Annotated in this window: 14 protein-coding genes; 1 reads left to right on the top strand and 13 read right to left on the bottom strand. The window is 69.7% G+C overall.

All coding sequences use genetic code 11. The annotated features are described in order from the left end of the window. Positions 1-93: 93 nt before the first annotated feature. The 9 genes from rodA to ACIQNG_RS30725 all read right to left on the bottom strand — a co-directional run bounded on the left by rodA (position 94) and on the right by ACIQNG_RS30725 (position 13,086). On the bottom strand, positions 94-1,293 hold the full coding sequence (gene rodA, locus ACIQNG_RS30765; protein WP_401430524.1) for a rod shape-determining protein RodA: 1,200 nt from the start codon (positions 1,291-1,293) through the stop codon (positions 94-96). Continuing rightward, entirely contained in the window at positions 1,290-3,569 is a 2,280-nt protein-coding gene (gene mrdA / locus ACIQNG_RS30760) for a penicillin-binding protein 2 (RefSeq protein WP_401489526.1), read from the bottom strand. The genes rodA and mrdA overlap by 4 nt, the downstream gene beginning before the upstream one ends. A 370-nt stretch (positions 3,570-3,939) precedes the next feature. Further along, positions 3,940-4,620 carry a rod shape-determining protein MreD gene (mreD, locus tag ACIQNG_RS30755; protein ID WP_401489524.1) on the bottom strand — a complete coding sequence of 227 codons (681 nt, stop codon included), beginning with the start codon at positions 4,618-4,620 and terminating at the stop codon, positions 3,940-3,942. A gap of 13 nt (positions 4,621-4,633) precedes the next feature. Further along, on the bottom strand, positions 4,634-5,779 hold the full coding sequence (gene mreC / locus ACIQNG_RS30750) for a rod shape-determining protein MreC (RefSeq protein ID WP_401489523.1): 1,146 nt from the start codon (positions 5,777-5,779) through the stop codon (positions 4,634-4,636). Positions 5,780-6,112: 333 nt separating this feature from the next. After that, on the bottom strand, positions 6,113-7,132 hold the full coding sequence (locus ACIQNG_RS30745; RefSeq protein WP_004931372.1) for a rod shape-determining protein: 1,020 nt from the start codon (positions 7,130-7,132) through the stop codon (positions 6,113-6,115). A 599-nt stretch (positions 7,133-7,731) separates the two neighbouring features. Continuing rightward, positions 7,732-8,145 carry a nucleoside-diphosphate kinase gene (ndk, locus tag ACIQNG_RS30740; protein ID WP_401430533.1) on the bottom strand — a complete coding sequence of 138 codons (414 nt, stop codon included), beginning with the start codon at positions 8,143-8,145 and terminating at the stop codon, positions 7,732-7,734. A 93-nt stretch (positions 8,146-8,238) separates the two neighbouring features. Continuing rightward, on the bottom strand, positions 8,239-8,607 hold the full coding sequence (locus tag ACIQNG_RS30735; RefSeq protein ID WP_401489520.1) for a DUF4233 domain-containing protein: 369 nt from the start codon (positions 8,605-8,607) through the stop codon (positions 8,239-8,241). Between the two features lie 8 nt (positions 8,608-8,615). Beyond that, complete coding sequence (locus ACIQNG_RS30730) at positions 8,616-10,100, bottom strand: bifunctional folylpolyglutamate synthase/dihydrofolate synthase (protein WP_401430537.1); 1,485 nt, start codon at positions 10,098-10,100, stop codon at positions 8,616-8,618. Between the two features lie 361 nt (positions 10,101-10,461). After that, positions 10,462-13,086 carry a valine--tRNA ligase gene (locus tag ACIQNG_RS30725; protein ID WP_401430539.1) on the bottom strand — a complete coding sequence of 875 codons (2,625 nt, stop codon included), beginning with the start codon at positions 13,084-13,086 and terminating at the stop codon, positions 10,462-10,464. A gap of 136 nt (positions 13,087-13,222) precedes the next feature. Between ACIQNG_RS30725 and ACIQNG_RS30720 the strand changes: the two genes are divergently transcribed. Beyond that, on the top strand, positions 13,223-14,176 hold the full coding sequence (locus ACIQNG_RS30720; RefSeq protein ID WP_401489518.1) for a hypothetical protein: 954 nt from the start codon (positions 13,223-13,225) through the stop codon (positions 14,174-14,176). 113 nt (positions 14,177-14,289) lie between these two features. Here the strand turns inward: ACIQNG_RS30720 and clpX are convergent, their stop codons facing one another. From clpX to tig, 4 genes are all read right to left on the bottom strand, one after another. Next, positions 14,290-15,576 (bottom strand): ATP-dependent Clp protease ATP-binding subunit ClpX, encoded by a 1,287-nt coding sequence (gene clpX / locus ACIQNG_RS30715; protein ID WP_401430543.1) that lies wholly within the window; start codon positions 15,574-15,576, stop codon positions 14,290-14,292. A 260-nt stretch (positions 15,577-15,836) separates the two neighbouring features. Beyond that, positions 15,837-16,517 carry an ATP-dependent Clp protease proteolytic subunit gene (locus tag ACIQNG_RS30710; RefSeq protein WP_401430545.1) on the bottom strand — a complete coding sequence of 227 codons (681 nt, stop codon included), beginning with the start codon at positions 16,515-16,517 and terminating at the stop codon, positions 15,837-15,839. Between the two features lie 51 nt (positions 16,518-16,568). After that, entirely contained in the window at positions 16,569-17,174 is a 606-nt protein-coding gene (locus tag ACIQNG_RS30705) for an ATP-dependent Clp protease proteolytic subunit (RefSeq protein ID WP_401430711.1), read from the bottom strand. A 549-nt stretch (positions 17,175-17,723) separates the two neighbouring features. Continuing rightward, positions 17,724-19,139 (bottom strand): trigger factor, encoded by a 1,416-nt coding sequence (gene tig / locus ACIQNG_RS30700; protein ID WP_401430547.1) that lies wholly within the window; start codon positions 19,137-19,139, stop codon positions 17,724-17,726. Between the last annotated feature and the right edge of the window lie 114 nt (positions 19,140-19,253).

The raw sequence follows: 19,253 nt of genomic DNA, 5'->3' as shown, positions 1-19,253 counted from the left end.
AGTGCGCCCCCGACGAACCAACGGCCTCCCACGGGTCGCCGGACCGACCTCGGACCGACCCCGGACCGACCTCAGGCCGAACCCGGACCCGCCTCAGGCCGACATCGGTCTCTGCACTCTGATCGACTGCAACAGCCCCACCGCCACCCACACCGCGAACATCGACGATCCGCCGTACGACACGAACGGCAACGGCAGACCCGTGACCGGCATGATGCCGAGGGTCATCCCGATGTTCTCGAACGCCTGGAAGGCGAACCACGCCACGATCCCCGCGGCCACGATCGTCCCGTACAGCTCGGTCGTCTCGCGGGCGATCCGGCAGGCCCGCCACAGCACGATCCCCAGCAGCACGATGATCAGACCGCCACCCAGGAAGCCCAGCTCCTCCCCCGCCACCGTGAAGACGAAGTCGGTCTGCTGCTCCGGCACGAACTGTCCGGTGGTCTGCGAGCCGTGGAACAGCCCCGAGCCGGTCAGCCCGCCGGAGCCGATGGCGATCCGCGCCTGATTGGTGTTGTAGCCGACGCCCGCCGGGTCGAGGTCCGGGTTGGCGAAGGCGGCGAACCGGTTGATCTGGTACTCGTCCAGGATCCCGAGCTGCCACACCGCCAGCGCGCCCGCCGTGCCCGCGCTCAGCAGGCCGAAGATCCAGCGGTTGGAGGCGCCGGAGGCCAGCAGCACCCCCAGCACGATGAAGACCATCACCATGACCGAACCGAGGTCCGGCATCAGCAGCACGATCAGCATCGGCACGGCCGCGAGGCCGAGCGCCTGGAGCACGGTCCGATGGTCGGGGTACGCCTTGTCCCCCGCGTCCACCCGGGCCGCCAGCAGCATCGCCATGCCCAGGATGATCGTGACCTTCACGAACTCCGACGGCTGGAGCGAGAAGCCGCCGCCGACCTGGATCCAGGAGTGGGCGCCGTTGACCGTGGAGCCCAGCGGGGTGAGCACCAACAGGATCAGGAGGACCGACACGCCGTACAGGATCGGCACCGCGGTGCGCAGGGTGCGGTGGCCCAGCCAGACGGTCCCGATCATCAGGGCGAGGCCGATGCCGGTGTTCAGCAGATGCCGGACCAGGAAGTAGTACGGGTCGCCCTGGTTGATCTCCGTGCGGTTGCGGGTCGCGGAGTAGACCAGTATCGAGCCGATCAGCGACAGCGCGAGGGCCGCCAGCAGTATCGGCCAGTCCAGCCTGCGGGCCAGCGAGTCACGGGCCACCAGTCGCGTCCAGCCGGCCCGCGCGGGGCCGTAGCCGGAGACCTGGAAGCTGTTCGCCCCCGTCATGAGCACGTCCTCCGGCCTCGCCCGAACATCCGTCGGCCTCCGCGCGGCCGGGCGCCGCGCCTTCTGCGGGTCTGCCGGTTGTCCGTGTCCGGCGGCGGGGCGGTGCCCACGGGAAGCTGCTGCCCGTCCGCCGGGGCCTCGCCGTCCTTCTGCGCGGCCTTCTGCTCCTTCGCCGGGTCCTTGGAGATCTTCGGGGCGACGATCGTGCCGTCCGTGCGGACCTTCGGCAGGGACTTCTGCGGCGCCGGCAGCAGCGCCCTCTTCGGGTCGATGGCGCCGCTGTCGGAGACGCCGTACAGCGCGTCGTATATGTTGCGCACGGCCGGTCCCGAGGCCCCGGAACCCGTACCACCCTGGGAGATCGTCATCACGATCGAGTAGTCCTCGGTGTAGGTGGCGAACCAGGACGTGGTCTGCTTGCCGTAGACCTCCGCCGTACCGGTCTTGGCGTGCATCGGGATCTCGTCCTGCGGCCAGCCGCCGAACCGCCAGGCCGCCGTGCCGCGGGTGGCCACGCCCTCCAGGGCCTCGTCCATCTGCGTGAGGGTCTGCTTGGTGACCGGCAGCTTGCCGTGCGACCTGGGCTTGATCTCGGTGACCTTCTTGCCGTCGGGGCTGACGACCGCCTTGCCCACCGTCGGGTTGTAGAGCGTGCCGCCGTTGGCGATCGCGGCGTAGATGGTGGCCATCTGGATCGGGGTCACCAGGGTGTCGCCCTGGCCGATGGAGTAGTTGATCTGGTCACCGGCGCGCATCTTGTTGCCTTCGAGGCAGTTCTCGTACGCGATCACCTCGACGTAGGAGCCGCCCTTCTTGCCGGTCTTGCACCAGGCGTCCTTGTTGGCCTCCCAGTAGTCCTGCTTCCACCGGCGGTCCGGGACCCGGCCGGTGACCTCGTTGGGCAGGTCGATGCCGGTCTCCTTGCCCAGACCGAAGTCGTGGGCGGCCTTGTAGAAGTAGTCCTTCGGCTTGCCCTTGGGGTTGATGCCGCCGTCCTTCTTCCACTCGCTGTGCGCGAGGGAGTAGTAGACGGTGTCGCAGGAGACCTCCAGGGCGCGGCCGAGGTCGATCGCGCCGTGGTTCTGGGACTCGAAGTTCTTGAAGACCTGACCGCCGACCGAGTACGAGCTGGCGCAGTTGTAGTTGCCGTTGAAGTCGTAGCCCGCCTCGACGGCGGCGGCGGTGGAGACCACCTTGAAGATCGAGCCGGGTGCGGCCTGACCCTGTATGGCCCGGTTGAGCAGCGGGTAGTTGGAGGTCTTCCCGGTCAGGGACGCGTAGTCCTTGGCGGAGATGCCGCCGACCCAGGCGTTGGGGTCGTAGTTCGGGTTGGACGCCATGGCGACGACCCGGCCGGTCCTGGACTCCATCACGACGACCGCGCCGGCGTCCGCCTTGTAGTTCTCCTGGGTGTTGCGGTCCCACTCCTTGCGGGCCGCCTTCATCGCCTCGTTCAGCTCGTACTCGGCGACGCGCTGCACGCGGGCGTCGATGCTGGTGACCAGGTTGGAGCCGGGCTCGGCGGCGTCGGACTCGGCCTCGCCGATGACCCGGCCGAGGTTGTCCACCTCGTAGCGGGTGACGCCCGCCTTGCCGCGCAGTTCGCTGTCGTACTGCCGCTCCAGGCCCGAGCGGCCGACCTGGTCGGAACGGAGATAGGGCGACTCGGTGTCCTGGGCCTTCTGGATCTCGTCGTCCGTGACCGGGGAGAGATAGCCGAGGACCTGGGCGGTGTTGGCCTCACCGGGCGCGGTGTAGCGGCGGACGGCCTGGGGCTCGGCGGTGACGCCGGGGAAGTCCTCCGCGCGCTCGCGGATCTGGAGGGCCTGGCGGGCGGTGGCCTCGTCGGTGATGGGGATGGGCTGGTACGGCGAGCCGTTCCAGCAGGGCTGGGGGGTCTTCGCGTCGCACAGCCGGACCTTCTCCTGGACCTCCTTGGGCTCCATGCCCAGGACGTCCGCGAGCTTGGCGAGGACCGCGTCCCCGTCGTCCGGCATCTTCAGCAGCTCGGTGCGGGAGGCGGAGACCACCAGCCGGGTCTCGTTGTCCGCGAGGGGCACGCCGCGCGCGTCGAGGATCGCGCCGCGCACGGCCGGCTGCACGACCTGCTGGACGTGGTTGCCCGACGCCTCCTTGGCGAACTCGTCGCCCTGGCGGATCTGGAGATACCAGAGCCGGCCGCCGAGCGTGCACAGCAGGGAGAGGACGAGGATCTGGATGACGACGAGCCGGATCTGGACCCGTGGGGTCCGGCCGGTCTCGGGGATGTTGGTCACTGCGGCTGCTCCCCCTCTCAGAGCGCGGGTGCGACGGTGCGTGCGGTGCGTGCGGTGCGTGCGGTGCGTGCGGTGCGTGCGGCGGGTGCGGTGCGCACGGCGGGTGCGGGAGGTACGGCGGGTGCGGGAGGTACTGGATGTACGGCGGGTGCGGCGGGTGCGGCGGGTGCGGCGGGTGCGGCGGGTGCGGCGGGTGCGGCGGGTGCGAGATCAACGGCGGGTGCGGGATGTGCGGGACGTCGGAGACGTACGAGGATGTGTGTGACGGTCTGTCCCAGCCTGTGTGCGACGGTCTGTACGAGTGAGGAACGAGCGGCCGACGAGTCCCGGTTCCGCTCCGGTACGCCCGTTCGAGTGAACTGCCCTGCGGTCACAGCCGCTTGACCCCCTTGATGCGTCCGGCCCGTGCCCCGCGGGCCCGTGCCGCCTTCACCTTCAGGCCGCTGAGTCCGCCGCGCTGGCCGCCGATGCGCAGCCCGGTGCCGGAGGAGAGCCAGCCGGAGGAGATGTCGCTCTTCTTCGCCGACGCGGAGGACTCGGCCAGCGGATCGTTCTCCGCCCGGCGGGCCAGCCACATGATGCCGGGGACGACGAACGGGGCGAGCAGCAGGTCGTACAGCGCGGCCGTGAAGAGCAGGCTGGGCAGGCCGACATGGCGGGCGGCGGTGTCGCCGACGAGCGCGCCGACGCCCGCGTACAGCAGGGTCGTACCGATCGCGGCGGCCACGACCACCACCATCGGGGCGGTCGCCGAGCGCAGTCGGCCGTTCTCCGGTTTGACCAGGCCCGCGAGGTAGCCGATGACGCACAGCACGAGCGCGTAGCGCCCGGCGGCGTGGTCGGCGGGCGGGGCGAGGTCGGCGAGGAGTCCGGCGCCGAAGCCGACGAGGGCGCCGCCCACATGGCCGTAGACCAGGGCCAGGCCGAGGACGGTGAGCAGGACGAGGTCGGGGACGGCGCCCGGCAGGTGCAGCCGGGCGAGGACGCTCACCTGGATGACCAGGGCGACCACGGCCAGCGTGGTGGAGAGCAGGATCCGGTTGAAGCGCATGGGTTCGGCTCTCCTACTGCTCTTGCTCGTCTTGCTCGGCCTGACCGTCGGGCTCGGCCGCGCCCTGCGGGGTCTGTCCCCCGCGTGGCGTCTGCCCGCCCTGCGGCGTCTGCTCATGGCGTGGCATCAGCCCGCCCTGGGGCTGCTCGCCCTCGTCCTGCTGTCCGCCCTGGCCCTGCTGTTCCTCCTGGCCGGGCTGTGCGCCGTCGGCGCCCGGCTGCTGCCCGTCCGCGCCCGGCTGCTGACCGTCGGCGCCCGGGGTGACGGTGACCGTCACGGTCGGGGTGGGCTTGGGCTTGGCCGGGTCGGGCAGCACCGTGTCGCGCGGGTCCTTTTTCGGTGCCGCCACGACCACCCCGACGATGTCGAGCTTGCTGAAGCCGACGTACGGCGTCACGTACAGCGTGCGGGTGAGGTCGCCGCCGGACGGGTCGACACGCGAGACCACACCGACCGGGACGCCCGGCACGAACGGCTTGTCGGCCTCCGACCCGAAGGTCACCAGCCGGTCGCCCTTCTTGATCTGCGCCTTGCCGTTGAGCAGTTCGACCCGGAGCGGTCGGTCGCCCTGACCGGAGGCGAAGCCGAGTTCGTCGCCGCCCTCCATCCGGGTGCCCACGGTGAAGTCGGGGTCGTTGGCGAGCAGCACGGTCGAGGTGCTCGGGCCGACGGTGGTGACCCGGCCGACCAGGCCGTCCCCGTTGAGGACGGTCATGTCGCGCTGGATGCCGTCGTCGGCGCCGATGTCGATGGTGATGGTCCAGGAGAAGCCCTGGGCCGCTCCTATGGCGATGACCTGGGCGCCCTTGATCCCGTACTGGCCCTCGCCCGCGAGGGCCAGCATGGAGTCGAGTTGGGTGAGGCGGCTGCGGCTGCGTTCGTCGCTGCCGAGCTTCGACTTCAGGGCGGCGTTCTCCCGCTCCAGTTCGGCGAGGCGGTCATGGCGCTCGCCGGAGTCCCGGATGGCGGCGATCGCGTTGCCGACCGGATCGACCGCCGACGACACGCCGTTCTCGATCGGGCCGAAGACCGTCGCCGCGGCCTGCCGAGCACCGTCGACCGGTGAATTCTCGCCGCCGCGGATGTCCACCGTGATCAGCGCGAACGCGATGGCGACCAGCAGCACCAGAAGCAGCCGGCTCTCTCGTGTGTCCCTCACGTGCGGCGGCCGTGCCCTTCCTCATAGGAAATTCTCAAGTGAGTGGATTGCGTGGGATTGCGGTCGGTACGGAAATCTCCGAGCGGTGACGTCCTGTCGAAGGCTGATGCGACGGGACTGACCTGTCGAAGGCTGATGGACGGAGACTGACCTGTCGAAGGCTGACGTATCGGAGATTTCACGGATCAGGGCTGATGTATCGAAGATTTCACGGATCAGGGCTGATGTATCGGAGACCGATCCCTCAGGGGTGTATGCGGAGCTTATGCCTCTATATCAACGATCCGCCGTACGAGAGGGGATCGTCTCGTACGGCGGAATCGAAGAGCCGTGTCACCGGCGCGGCTGGGCGTCCAGAACCTGCTGGAGCGCCTCGAACTCCTCGACACACTTTCCGGAGCCGAGCGCGACGCTGTCGAGCGGATCCTCGGCGATGTGGATCGGCATTCCGGTCTCCCGGCGCAGCCGCTCGTCGAGTCCGCGCAGCAGTGCTCCGCCGCCGGTGAGAACGATTCCGCGGTCCATGATGTCGCCGGACAGCTCCGGCGGGCATTTGTCGAGCGTGGTTTTCACGGCGTCCACGATCGCGTTGACCGGTTCCTCGATCGCCTTGCGTACTTCGGCAGCGGAGATGACGACGGTCTTGGGCAGCCCGGACACCAGGTCCCGGCCGCGGATCTCGGTGTGCTCGTCGGCGTCGAGGTCGTACGCCGAACCGATCGTGATCTTGATCTGCTCGGCCGTGCGCTCACCCAGCAGGAGCGAGTACTCCTTCTTGATGTGCTGGATGATCGCGTTGTCCAGTTCGTCGCCCGCGACCCGGATGGACTGCGCGGTGACGATGCCGCCGAGCGAGATGACCGCGACCTCCGTCGTGCCGCCGCCGATGTCCACCACCATGTTGCCCGTGGCCTCGTGGACCGGCAGGCCGGAGCCGATGGCCGCGGCCATGGGCTCCTCGATGATGTGCACCTGACGGGCGCCGGCCTGGGACGACGCCTCGATGACGGCGCGGCGCTCGACGCCGGTGATGCCGGAGGGCACACAGACGACGACCCGCGGCCGGGCCAGATACCGCCGCTTGTGGATCTTCAGGATGAAGTAGCGGAGCATCCGCTCGGTGATCTCGAAGTCGGCGATGACGCCGTCCTTCAGCGGGCGCACCGCCACGATGTTGCCGGGCGTGCGGCCGATCATCTTCTTCGCTTCGGCGCCGACCGCGAGAATTCCACCGGTGTTGGTGTTGATCGCGACGACGGACGGTTCGTTGAGTACGATCCCGCGACCCCTGACGTACACCAGCGTGTTGGCGGTCCCGAGGTCGACAGCCATGTCACGGCCGATGAACGACATTGAGTTCCCCATCAGGATTCGTCTGGCCTTCCCACAGAGCTTTGAGGGCTTTTCAGGTAGGCGAGGTGGGTGCGGTGACGTGAAGGCTTCCATCGTAGACGCGCCTGCACGAACACTGCGCGAGGGTCTTCGCCATTGTCAGCAGATGGCGAACCGCCTCGCTTGTGGAGACGGTCCATCGGGGGCATTCGTTCCCCCGATCGCCTCGCATATGCCGAACCATGGCCGAAAAGGTACGCCCGTCCGCGCGTCCGCCGCAGGTCACAGGTGACGGTCCCTCAGCAAAATCCCCACGGGCCGAGCGGGACCGTACGAGGTTGCACGAGGCCGTACGGCGGCGGTACGAGGACGGACACGGCGTACGACATCGGGCACGACCCGGTCACCGGTGCCGTGCCCGGGTCCGTGGAGCGTCGGTGACGACGGCGTGTCGCCACGCGGAGGGACCTCGGGCCGGCCCCAGGAGAAGCCCTGGTCCTTCTCGTCCGGACCCGGAGAAGATCTGGTCCCTCTCCCCCGGACCCCGGAGAAGATCTGGTCCCTCTCCCCCGGACCCCGGAGAAGATCTGGTCCCTCTCCTCCGAACCCCGGAGGAGAGGTCAGGCGTGGCCCGGGAAGAAGATCTTCACCTCGCGCTCGGCGGACTCCTCCGAGTCGGACGCGTGGATCAGGTTCTCGCGGACGATGACCCCGAAGTCGCCGCGGATGGAGCCGGGCGCGGCGGCGATCGGGTCGGTCGGGCCGGCCAGCGCGCGCAGCCCCTCGATGACCCGCTCACCCTCGACGATCAGGGCGACGACCGGTCCGGAGGCCATGAACTCCACCAGCGGCTCGTAGAACGGCTTGCCCTTGTGCTCGCCGTAGTGCTGCTCCAGCGTGTCCTGGTCCAGGGTGCGCAGCTCCAGCGCGGTGATCCGCCAGCCGGCCTTGCGCTCGATACGGCTGATGATCTCGCCGGTCAGGCCCCGCCGTACGGCGTCGGGCTTGAGCAGGACGAGGGTGCGCTGGGTCACGGGACGGCTCCTTCTTGCCTTCATGGACTGTGGCGGCGGCACATGGGACTGGTGTGCGGTGGGACGAGGTTACAGGGCGGGCCTGAGCACCCGTCACACAGCGTCGGCGGGAGCGTCCGCGGACGCCGCCCCGCCCTGTGCCGCGAACCGTGCCTTCGCCGCGTCGATCTGCCGTCCGTAGTGCACGGACGCCCACCACAGCCCGGCGAACATCGCTCCCAGGAAGAACATCATCGGCACCACGAAACCGGCCAGGATCAGCAGCCCCTGGAGCCCCCAGCCCATGGCGACCCCGCCGGGCCGGGTGATGAGACCGCACAGCACCACGGACAGGAACATCGCGATCCCGCACACCGTCCACACGGTGGTCATGGAGAGGTCGGGGTCCTTCATGGCGACCAGACCGGCGAAGCCGATGATGAAGAACTCACCGATCAGGGTCGACGAACAGAGCGTACGCATGTGTGGTCTCAGCCCTTCCCCAGCAGCAGCCGGGCCTCGCCCACGGTGATGACGGAACCGGTGACCAGCACCCCGCCCCCCGCGAACTGGCCCTCCTCCTCGGCCAGCGTGATCGCGGCCTCCAGCGCGTCCGGCAGCCGCGGCTCGACCTGCACGCGGTCCTCGCCGAACACCTCGACGGCGACGGCGGCCAGCGCGTCGGCGTCCATCGCGCGGTGGCTGGAGTTCTGGGTCACGACGATCTCCGTGAAGATCGGCTCGAACGCCTCCAGCAGCCCCCGTGCGTCCTTGTCGCCGCTCGCGCCCACGACCCCGATCAGCCGGGTGAACTGGAACGCCTCCCCGACCGCCTCGGCCGCCGCCCGCGCCCCCGCGGGGTTGTGCGCGGCGTCGAGCACGACGGTGGGTGAGCGGCGGACGACCTCCAGCCGGCCCGGCGAGGTCACGGACGCGAACGCCTTGCGCACGGTGTCCACGTCGAGCGTCACGGCCCGCTCGGCGCCGACGCCGAAGAACGCCTCGACGGCGGCCAGCGCGACGGCCGCGTTGTGCGCCTGGTGGGCGCCGTGCAGCGGGAGGTACAGCTCGGGGTACTCGCCGCCGAGCCCGCGCAGGGTGACCTGCTGTCCGCCGACCGCGACCTGCCGGGCGACGACCCCGAACTCCAGCCCCTCGCGCGCGACGGTCGCGTTCACCTCGACGGCCTTCTTCAGCAGCACCTGGGCGGCGTCCACCGGCTGCTGCGCCATGATCACGGTCGCGTCGGGCTTGATGATGCCGGCCTTCTCGGCGGCGATCTCGCCGGGCGTGCCGCCGAGCCGGTCGGTGTGGTCGAGGTCGATCGGGGTGACGACGGCGACACCCCCGTCGATCACATTGGTGGCGTCCCAGGTCCCGCCCATGCCGACCTCGACCACGGCCACGTCCACGGGCGCGTCGGCGAAGGCGGCGTACGCCATGCCGGTCAGCACCTCGAAGAACGACAGCCGGTACTCCTGGGAGCCGTCGATCATCTCGATGTACGGCTTGATGTCCTGGTACGTCTCGATGAACCGCTCGGCGGAGACGGGCGCCCCGTCGAGACTGATCCTCTCGGTGACCGACTGCACATGCGGCGAGGTGTAGCGCCCGGTGCGCAGATCGAAGGCGCCGAGCAGGGCCTCGATCATGCGGGCGGTGGAGGTCTTGCCGTTGGTGCCGGTGAGGTGGAGGGAGGGGTACGACCGCTGCGGCTCGCCCAGGACGTCCATCAGCGCGGCGATCCTGGTGACCGAGGGCTCCAGCTTGGTCTCGCCCCAGCGGGTGGCCAGCTCCGTCTCGACCTCCCGGAGCGCCCGGTCGACCTCGGGGTCCTCCGGCCGCGCCGGGACGTCGTGGTGCGCGGGGCCGCCCTGCGTGCGCAGCGTACGGCTGCCGGCCTCGATCACGGCGAGATCGGGGTCGCGGTCGGTCTCGGCGTCGACGATGTCGTCGAACGGGTCGCTGTCAGTCACCCCACCAGTCTACGGAGCGGGTCGGACCTGCTTCCCCCCGGCCGGTCGCGCCCACCCGGCGCAGCCGCACGGCGACCCGGCGCCACGCCGCCCGCCACGCCCCCCGCCACACCCCCGCCGCGCGCTCCCGCACGCCCCCGGGCACGCGCAGGCGCCCGGAGCGGGAAGCCCCGGGCGCCTGTGTCAGCCGTGTCCGCACCGGCTGGCCGCCGTCCGCCGTCCGTGTCGGCTGGCCGCTGGCCGCTGGCCGTGTCGGCTGTTCTCCAGGCGCTGTCCGCCGGCCGCTGGCCGCCGTCCGCTGGCCGTGTCGGCCGTTCTCCAGCCGCCGGCCGCCGTCCGCTGTCCGTGTCCGTACCGGCCGCTACGCCTTCGGCAGGTGCTCCAGCTGGGTGGCGATCCGGGCGATGTCCTGCTCCGCCTTGGTGAGGCGGCCCCGGATCTTCTCCACGACGTTGTCGGGGGCCTTCGCCAGGAACGCCTCGTTGCCGAGCTTGGCCGTGGCCTGCGCCTTCTCCTTCTCGGCGGCGGCGAGGTCCTTGGCGAGGCGCTTGCGCTCGGCGGCGACGTCGATCGTGCCGGAGAGGTCGAGGGCGACCGTCGCACCGGACACCGGGAGGGTCGCGGTCGCCGAGAAGGCGTCGCCCTCCGGCTGGAGGCGCAGCAGCTGGCGGATCGCGGCCTCGTGCGGGGCCAGTGCCGTGCCGTCCAGGGTCAGCCGGGCGGGGACCCGCTGGCCGGGCTGGAGGCCCTGGTCGGCGCGGAAGCGGCGCACCTCGGTGATCACCGACTGGAGCGTCTCGATCTCCCGCTCGGCCGCCGCGTCCCGGAAGCCGCTGTCCTTCGGCCACTCGGCGACGACCACGGACTCGCCGCCGGTGAGCGTCGTCCACAGCGTCTCGGTGACGAAGGGGACGACCGGGTGCAGCAGCCGCAGGGTGACGTCGAGGACCTCGCCGAGGACCCGCTGGGAGACCTCGGCGGGCTCGCCGCCCGCCTGGAAGGTGGTCTTGGACAGCTCGACGTACCAGTCGAAGACCTCGTCCCACGCGAAGTGGAACAGCGTGTCGGAGAGCTTGGCGAACTGGTAGTCGTCGTAGAGCGCGTCGACCTCGGCGACGACGGAGTTCAGCCGGGACAGGATCCAGCGGTCCGTGGCCGACATCCGGGACGGCTCGGGCAGCGGGCCGTCCACCGTCGCGCCGTTCATCAGCGCGAAGCGGGTCGCGTTCCAGATCTTGTTGGCGAAGTTGCGCGAGCCCTGGACCCAGTCCTCGCCGATCGGGACGTCCACGCCCGGGTTGGCGCCGCGGGCGAGGGTGAAGCGGAGCGCGTCGCTGCCGTACTTCTCCATCCAGTCCAGCGGGTTGACGACGTTCCCGGCGGACTTCGACATCTTCTTGCCGTTCTGGTCACGGACCATGCCGTGCAGGGCGATGGTGCGGAACGGCGGGGTCCCGTCCATCGCGTACAGCCCGAACATCATCATCCGGGCGACCCAGAAGAAGAGGATGTCGTAGCCGGTGACCAGGACGGAGTTCGGGTAGAACTTCGCGAGCGACTCGGTGCGCTCGGGCCAGCCGAGGGTGGAGAAGGGCCACAGGCCGGAGGAGAACCAGGTGTCGAGGACGTCCTTGTCCTGGTGCCAGCCCTCGCCGGTGGGCGGCTCCTCGTCCGGGCCGACGCAGACCGTCTCGCCGTCCGGGCCGTACCAGACGGGGATGCGGTGGCCCCACCACAGCTGGCGCGAGATGCACCAGTCGTGGAGGTTGTCGACCCAGTCGAAGTACCGCTTCTCCATCTCCTGGGGGTGGATGGTGACCCGGCCGTCGCGGACCGCGTCACCGGCGGCCTTGGCGAGCGGGCCGACCTTGACCCACCACTGCATGGACAGCCGCGGCTCGACGGTGGTCTTGCAGCGGGAGCAGTGGCCGACGGAGTGGACGTACGGCCGCTTCTCGGCGACGATCCGGCCCTCGGCGCGCAGCGCGCCGACGATGGCGGAGCGGGCCTCCAGCCGGTCCAGGCCCTGGAAGGGGCCGGGGACGGTGATGACGGCGTGCTCGTCCATGACCGTGACGGCCGGCAGGTCGTGACGCCGGCCGATCTCGAAGTCGTTGGGGTCGTGGGCCGGGGTGACCTTGACGGCGCCCGTGCCGAACTCGGGGTCGACGTGCTCGTCGGCGACGACGGGGATCGAGCGGTCGGTGAGCGGCAGCCGGATCTGCTTGCCGATCAGGTGCCGGTACCGCTCGTCCGAGGGGTGCACGGCGACGGCGGTGTCGCCGAGCATGGTCTCGGCGCGGGTGGTGGCGACGACGATGGTGTCCTCGCCCTCGCCGTACTTCATGGAGACGAGTTCGCCGTCGTCGTCCTGGTACTCGACCTCGATGTCCGAGATCGCGGTCAGACAGCGGGGGCACCAGTTGATGATGCGCTCGGCGCGGTAGATCAGTCCGTCGTCGTGGAGCCGCTTGAAGATGGTCTGGACGGACTGGGAGAGGCCGTCGTCCAGGGTGAAGCGCTCCCGGGTCCAGGCGACGCCGTCGCCGAGGCGGCGCATCTGGCCGGAGATCTGCCCGCCGGACTCGGCCTTCCACTGCCAGACCCGCTCGACGAAGGCGTCCCGGCCCAGGTCGTGCCGGGACTTGCCCTCCTTGCCCAGCTCGCGCTCGACGACGTTCTGGGTGGCGATGCCGGCGTGGTCCATGCCGGGCTGCCACAGCGCCTCGTAGCCCTGCATGCGCTTGCGGCGGACGAGGGCGTCGATGAGGGTGTGCTCGAAGGCGTGCCCGAGGTGCAGGCTGCCCGTGACGTTGGGCGGCGGGATGACGATGGTGTACGGCGGCTTGTCGCTCTTCGCGTCGGCCTCGAAGTAACCCCGCTCCACCCAGCGCTCGTACAGCGGCCCCTCTACGTCGGCCGGCGCGTACTGGGTCGGCAGTTCGGTGGCGGGCGCTGATGGCTGCTGCTGAGCGTTCTCGGTCACGCGCCCAGTTTAGAGGTGTCACGGGGCCGTCCCGAAACGCGATTCCTTTGTAACGGTGCGGAACCCGGTGGCCTGCGCTTCCCTCGCCTGGTCCAGGATGTCAGGAAGACATAAGCATCTGAGGGGGAAACCAGTCATGAGCTACAACCAGCCGGGCCCGTACGACGGGCAGCCGCAGCAGCCCGGCCCGTACGGCCAGCCGGGCCCCTACGGCCAGCAGCCGCAGGCACCCCAGCCCGGCTACGGCTACCCCCAGCAGCCGCCGCCCCCGCAGCAGCAGCCGGGCTACGGCTATCCGCAGCAGCCAGGTCACGGCGGCGGCTACCCGCAGCAGCCGGGTCACGGCAGCGGCTACCCGCAGCAGCCGGGCGTCCCCCAGCAGGCCCCCTACGGCGGCCCGCCCCAGCCGCCCGGCCCCTCCGGCGGCAAGAAGAAGACCGGTCTGATCATCGGCGCGGTGGCCGTGGTGGCGGCGATCGGTGTCGGCGCGTACTTCCTGATCGGCGGCACCGGCTCGGGCGGCGGGCTGGAGGACGACGGGCCGCACAAGCTGACGACGCCCAAGTCGCTGCTGTCCGAGAAGTACAAGCTGATGGGCGAGGGGACCGAGGAGGAGGCGACCGCCAGTGACGCGAAGGATCTCGCGAAGGCCGGCATCTCCGACGAGACCTCGGTCGGCTCGTTCTACTCGACGGTCGATCTGAACGCCATGGACGACCCCAGCGAGCTGGAGAGCAACCCCGCCGAGAACCTCGCCTACTTCGGCGTCTACGGCAAGGTGAAGGACCCGGAGAAGGCGCTCGACGTCACCATGGGGCAGATGCGGAAGGAACCGGGGGACGACGTCAAGCTCATCGGGCAGCCCAAGAGCGTCGAACCCGCCGGTCTCGACGGCGCCGTGATGAAGTGCCAGGAGATCGAGGGCCCGGACGCCCTCACCGGCGAGAAGCAGAAGTCGTTCCTGTGCATGTGGGCGGACTACAGCACGATGGGCATCGTCCAGCCGTCGGACACCGAGAAGACCTACTCGCTGGACGAGTCGGCCACGATGGTCGCCGATGTCCGCAAGGAAGTCCGCGTCAAGAAGTAGGCCGGGGGGCAACGGGTCCGGGCGTCCGCCCGCGCCCCTTGCCCCGGACCGGACCGGCGAAGGGCGCCCGGCGGATTCCGCCGGGCGCCCTTCGTGCGTGGTCGTGGTGGTGGTCAGGCCGACTTCTGTTCGCCCGATCCCCGTCCCCGCGAATCCCTCGGGATGAGGGTCGGGTTGACGTTGGAGAGGACAACATCGGCGGTGATGACCACGCGGGCGACGTCCTTGCGGGACGGCACCTCGTACATGACCGCCTGGAGGACCTCCTCCATGATGGCGCGCAGCCCGCGGGCGCCGGTCTGGCGGAGGATGGCCTGGTCGGCGATGGCCTCCAGGGCCTCCCGCTCGAAGTCCAGCTCCACACCGTCGAGTTCGAAGAGCCGCTGGTACTGCTTGACCAGGGCGTTGCGGGGCTCCACCAGGATCTTGAGGAGAGCCTCGCGGTCCAGGTTGTGGACCGAGGTGATGACCGGGAGACGGCCGATGAACTCGGGGATCATGCCGAACTTCACCAGGTCCTCGGGCATGACGTCCTCGAACTGGTCCTTGGCCTCCAGCTCGCGCTTGGAGCGGATCGTCGCCCCGAAGCCGATGCCCTTCGCACCCGCCCGCGACTCGATGATCTTCTCCAGCCCGGCGAACGCGCCGCCCACGATGAACAGCACGTTCGTCGTGTCGATCTGGATGAACTCCTGGTGGGGGTGTTTACGGCCGCCCTGCGGCGGGACCGACGCCGTCGTCCCCTCCAGGATCTTCAGCAGCGCCTGCTGGACGCCCTCGCCGCTCACATCACGGGTGATGGAGGGGTTTTCACTCTTCCGCGCGACCTTGTCGATCTCATCGATGTAGATGATCCCGGTCTCGGCCTTCTTGACGTCGTAGTCGGCGGCCTGGATCAGCTTCAGCAGGATGTTCTCGACGTCCTCGCCCACATAGCCGGCCTCCGTCAGCGCCGTCGCGTCGGCGATGGCGAACGGGACGTTCAGCATGCGCGCCAGGGTCTGTGCGAGGAGGGTCTTGCCGGAGCCCGTGGGGCCCAGCAGCAGGATGTTGGACTTGGCCAACTCGATGGCGTCGTCACGGCCTTGGGCGCCGCCGTGCTCGCCCGCCTGCACCCGCTTGTAGTGGTTGTACACCGCGACCGAGAGGGCCTTCTTCGCGGGCTCCTGGCCCACGACGTACCCCTCCAGGAACTCGTAGATCTCCCGCGGCTTGGGGAGTTCCTCCCAGCGCACCTCGCTGGTCTCCGCCAGCTCTTCCTCGATGATCTCGTTGCAGAGATCGATGCACTCGTCGCAGATGTACACACCGGGGCCTGCGATGAGCTTCTTGACCTGCTTCTGGCTCTTGCCGCAGAACGAGCACTTGAGCAGATCGCCGCCGTCACCGATGCGTGCCACGGTGTGCTTCCCCTTCGCCTGGGAGCGCCTGGACGCTTTCGAGTCCAGCCGGCTCCTGGTGCTGCCTTATGTCCGACGGTACCTTGCCGAGCCCCCCGTTCGGGCCCCCCTTGGCGCGGTTCACTTTGACGTGCACCTTGTCGTGCACCCGGGCGAACCTTGCCAAGGGGCGGCAGACGATACTCCGTGCGCGGCTCCCGTGCCCCCTTCTGTGCCCGGGGCCGGGATACGCCGTCCGTGCTGCCGGTACGCCGTCCGTGCTAGCGCACGGAGGCGTTGTTCATCTTCCGGGTCGAGATGATCTGGTCGATCAGGCCGTACGCCAGCGCGTCGTCGGCCGTGAGGATCTTGTCGCGCTCGATGTCGTCGCGGATCTTCTCGATCGGGGTGGTGGAGTGCTTGGCCAGCATGTCCTCCAGCTGCGCGCGCATCCGGAGGATTTCGTTGGCGGCGATCTCCAGGTCCGAGACCTGGCCGCGGCCGGTCTCGCTGTAGGGCTGGTGGATCAGGATACGCGCGTTCGGCAGGGCCATCCGCTTGCCCGGGGTGCCGGCGGCGAGCAGCACGGCCGCGGCGGAGGCGGCCTGGCCCATGCAGACCGTCTGGACGTCCGGCTTCACGAACTGCATCGTGTCGTAGATCGCGGTCAGCGCCGTGAAGGAGCCGCCGGGGCTGTTGATGTAGACCGAGATGTCCCGGTCCGGGTCCATCGACTCCAGGCACAGCAGCTGCGCCATGACGTCGTTGGCGGAGGCGTCGTCGATCTGCACGCCGAGGAAGATCACCCGCTCCTCGAAGAGCTTCGCGTACGGGTCGTACTCGCGGATGCCCTGGGAGGTGCGCTCCACGAAGCGCGGGATCACATAGCGGGACTCGGCCACCGGGCCGCTGTACTCGGCGCGCGTGCGGTCGTAGATGCCGCTGCCGGGGAAATCGTTCACTGTCTCTCTCCTAGGAGCTGTGGCGGTCGGCTGGGGCTGTGCTCAGGGCGCTCAGGCGCCCGTGCCGCCGCCGCCCGGCACACCGGCGGCCGTGGGGATGACGTCGTCGATGAGGCCGTACTCCTTGGCCTCGTAGGCGTCGAACCAGCGGTCGCGGTCCGAGTCGTGGGTGATCTGCTCGACACTCTGGCCCGTGTGCTGGGAGGTCAGCTCCGCCATGCGCTTCTTGGTGTGCAGCAGCCGCTCGGCGTGGATCTTGATGTCCGACGCGGAGCCGGCCAGGCCCGCCGACGGCTGGTGGATCAGGATCTCCGCGTTCGGCAGCGCGAAGCGCTTGCCGGGCGTGCCCGCGCTGAGCAGGAACTGGCCCATGGAGGCGGCGAGACCCATGGCGATGGTCACCACGTCGTTCTTGATGTAGTGCATGGTGTCGTAGATCGCCATACCGGCCGTGATCGAACCGCCCGGGCTGTTGATGTAGAGGTAGATGTCCTTGTCCGGGTCGGCGGCAAGGAGCAGCAACTGCGCGGTGATCTTGTTCGCGATGTCGTCGTCCACCGGCTGGCCGAGGAAGATGATCCGCTCGTTGAGCAGCCGGTTGTAGACCTGGTCGCCGAGGCCACCGCCGATGGAGGGCTCGCCAGCGGCGGAGGGCATCAGATTCGTCACGTATCCACCTGCTCGTCTTGCGACGGCGCGCGGGCCGTCTTCACGTGTTCCCTGCGGGTCTGGAGCCGGCTGGGGACTCCAGTAGCCCTCGTATTCATGGACCCTAACGCGGCAGCCCTCCCGGAGAATCCCGGAAGAGGGAGTGTTCGCCGGGGGCGTAGTCGCCCCGTCGCAGGGTGGCGGCCCCGCGGCCACGGCCCCGCGCCCCTGCCGGGGCACCCCCGCACGGACGTCCCGCGCGCGCTCCGGGCGGCGACCGGGACGCGTCCGGGGGGCCAGGCCGAGTCCGGACGGCCGGGACGAGTCCGGGCGACTGGGACGGGCCCGGTGGGACCAGGCCGAGGCCGGAGGCCGGGGCGAAGCAGGACGGCCGGGACGATCGGGACGAAGTCCGGATGTCCGGGATGATCGGGACGAAGTCCGGACGGCCGGGACGATCGGGACGAAGTCCGGACGGCCGGGACGATCGGGGCGAGGCCGGGCACCAAGACAAGAAGGCCCCGGACGTCCGCTCGTCCAGGGCCCTCTGTGCGTCGCTTACGCCTTGTCGGCGTCGCCCTTGTCGGCGGCGGCCTCGGCCGGCTCGGCGTCACCGTCGGTGACCGCTTCGGCCGTCTCGGTGGCCGTCTCGGTCTCGTCCTCGTCGTCGTCCAGGTCGACGATCTCGCCGTTGGTGTCCTTGACCGTCGCGGCCTCCACGACGACCGCGAGGGCCTTGCCGCGGGCGACCTCGCCGACCAGGAGCGGGACCTGGCCCTGCTCCACGACGGCCTGCGCGAACTGGTCCGGGGACATGCCGGAGGACGCGGCGCGGCGCATCAGGTGCTCGGTCAGCTCGTCCTGGCTGACGTTGAGCTTCTCCGACTTGACCAGCTCGTCCAGGACGAACTGGGTCTTGATGCCCTTGACCGCGGCCTCGTGGGTCTCGGTCTCGAACTCCTCGGCGGTCTTGCCCTGGAGCTCCAGGTACTTGTCGAGGGTGAGGCCCATCTGACCGAGCTGGTGGTGCTCCAGGTTGTGCTTGCGGGTGTTGACCTCGTCCTCCAGGAGCTTCTCGGGGACGGGCACCTCCACCAGCTCCAGGAGCTTCTCCAGGACGCGCTCCTGGGCCTGCGTGGCCTGGTCGAACTGCTTCATGTTGGCCAGCCGCTTGCGGCTGTCGGCGCGCAGGTCCTCCAGGGTGTCGAACTCGGAGGCGAGCTGCGCGAAGTCGTCGTCCAGCTCGGGCAGTTCGCGCGCGGCGACCTGGGTGACCTTGACGGTGACCTCGGCCTCCTTGCCGGCCGCCGAGCCGCCCTTCAGCTCGGAGGTGAAGGTGGCCTCGCCACCGGCCTCCAGGCCCTTCACGGCGTCGTCGATGCCGTCCAGCAGCTCACCGGAGCCGATGGTGTAGGAGACGCCGCTCGCGACGCCGTCCTCCAGGACCTCGCCCTCGACCTTGGCCTCCAGGTCGAGGGTGAGGACGTCGCCGTCCTCGGCGGCCCGCTCGACCGGGGAGGTGGCGGCGAAGCGCTCGCGGAGCTGCTCCACCGACTTGTCCACGTCCTCGTCGGTGACCTCGACCGCGTCGACCTCGACCTCGATGCCGGAGTAGTCCGGGATCTCGATGGAGGGGCGGATGTCGACCTCGGCGGTGAAGTTCAGCGTCTCGCCGTCCTTCAGCTCCGTGATGTCGACCTCGGGCTGGCCCAGCACGTTCAGGTCGGCCTCGTTGACGGCCTCCGTGTAGAACTTCGGCAGCGCGTCGTTGACGGCCTCCTCCAGCACGGCGCCGCGGCCGAACCGCTGGTCGATGACCCGGGCCGGGATCTTGCCCTTGCGGAAGCCCTTCACCGTGACCTGCTGGTTGATCTTCTTGTACGCCGCGTCGAGGCTGTCCTTGAGCTCCTCGAAGGGCACCTCGACAGTGAGCCGAACCCGGGTCGGGTTCAGGTTCTCAACGGCGCTCTTCACGGTTCGGTCTCCTTGTGGCTGACTTCTTGGTTTCTGCCGGTGCCAGACAGGTCCGACAGGTTCGCCGCCCGGGGGCTTCGGTGAGGAGAGACACGGGCGCGCAGCTTGCATAGT

The sequence above is a fragment of the Streptomyces sp. NPDC091377 genome, from assembly GCF_044757045.1.
Classification (GTDB): Bacteria; Actinomycetota; Actinomycetes; order Streptomycetales; family Streptomycetaceae; genus Streptomyces.
The sequence above is the reverse complement of the archived record's forward strand: the minus strand, read 5'-3'. Positions and strand labels throughout refer to the sequence as shown.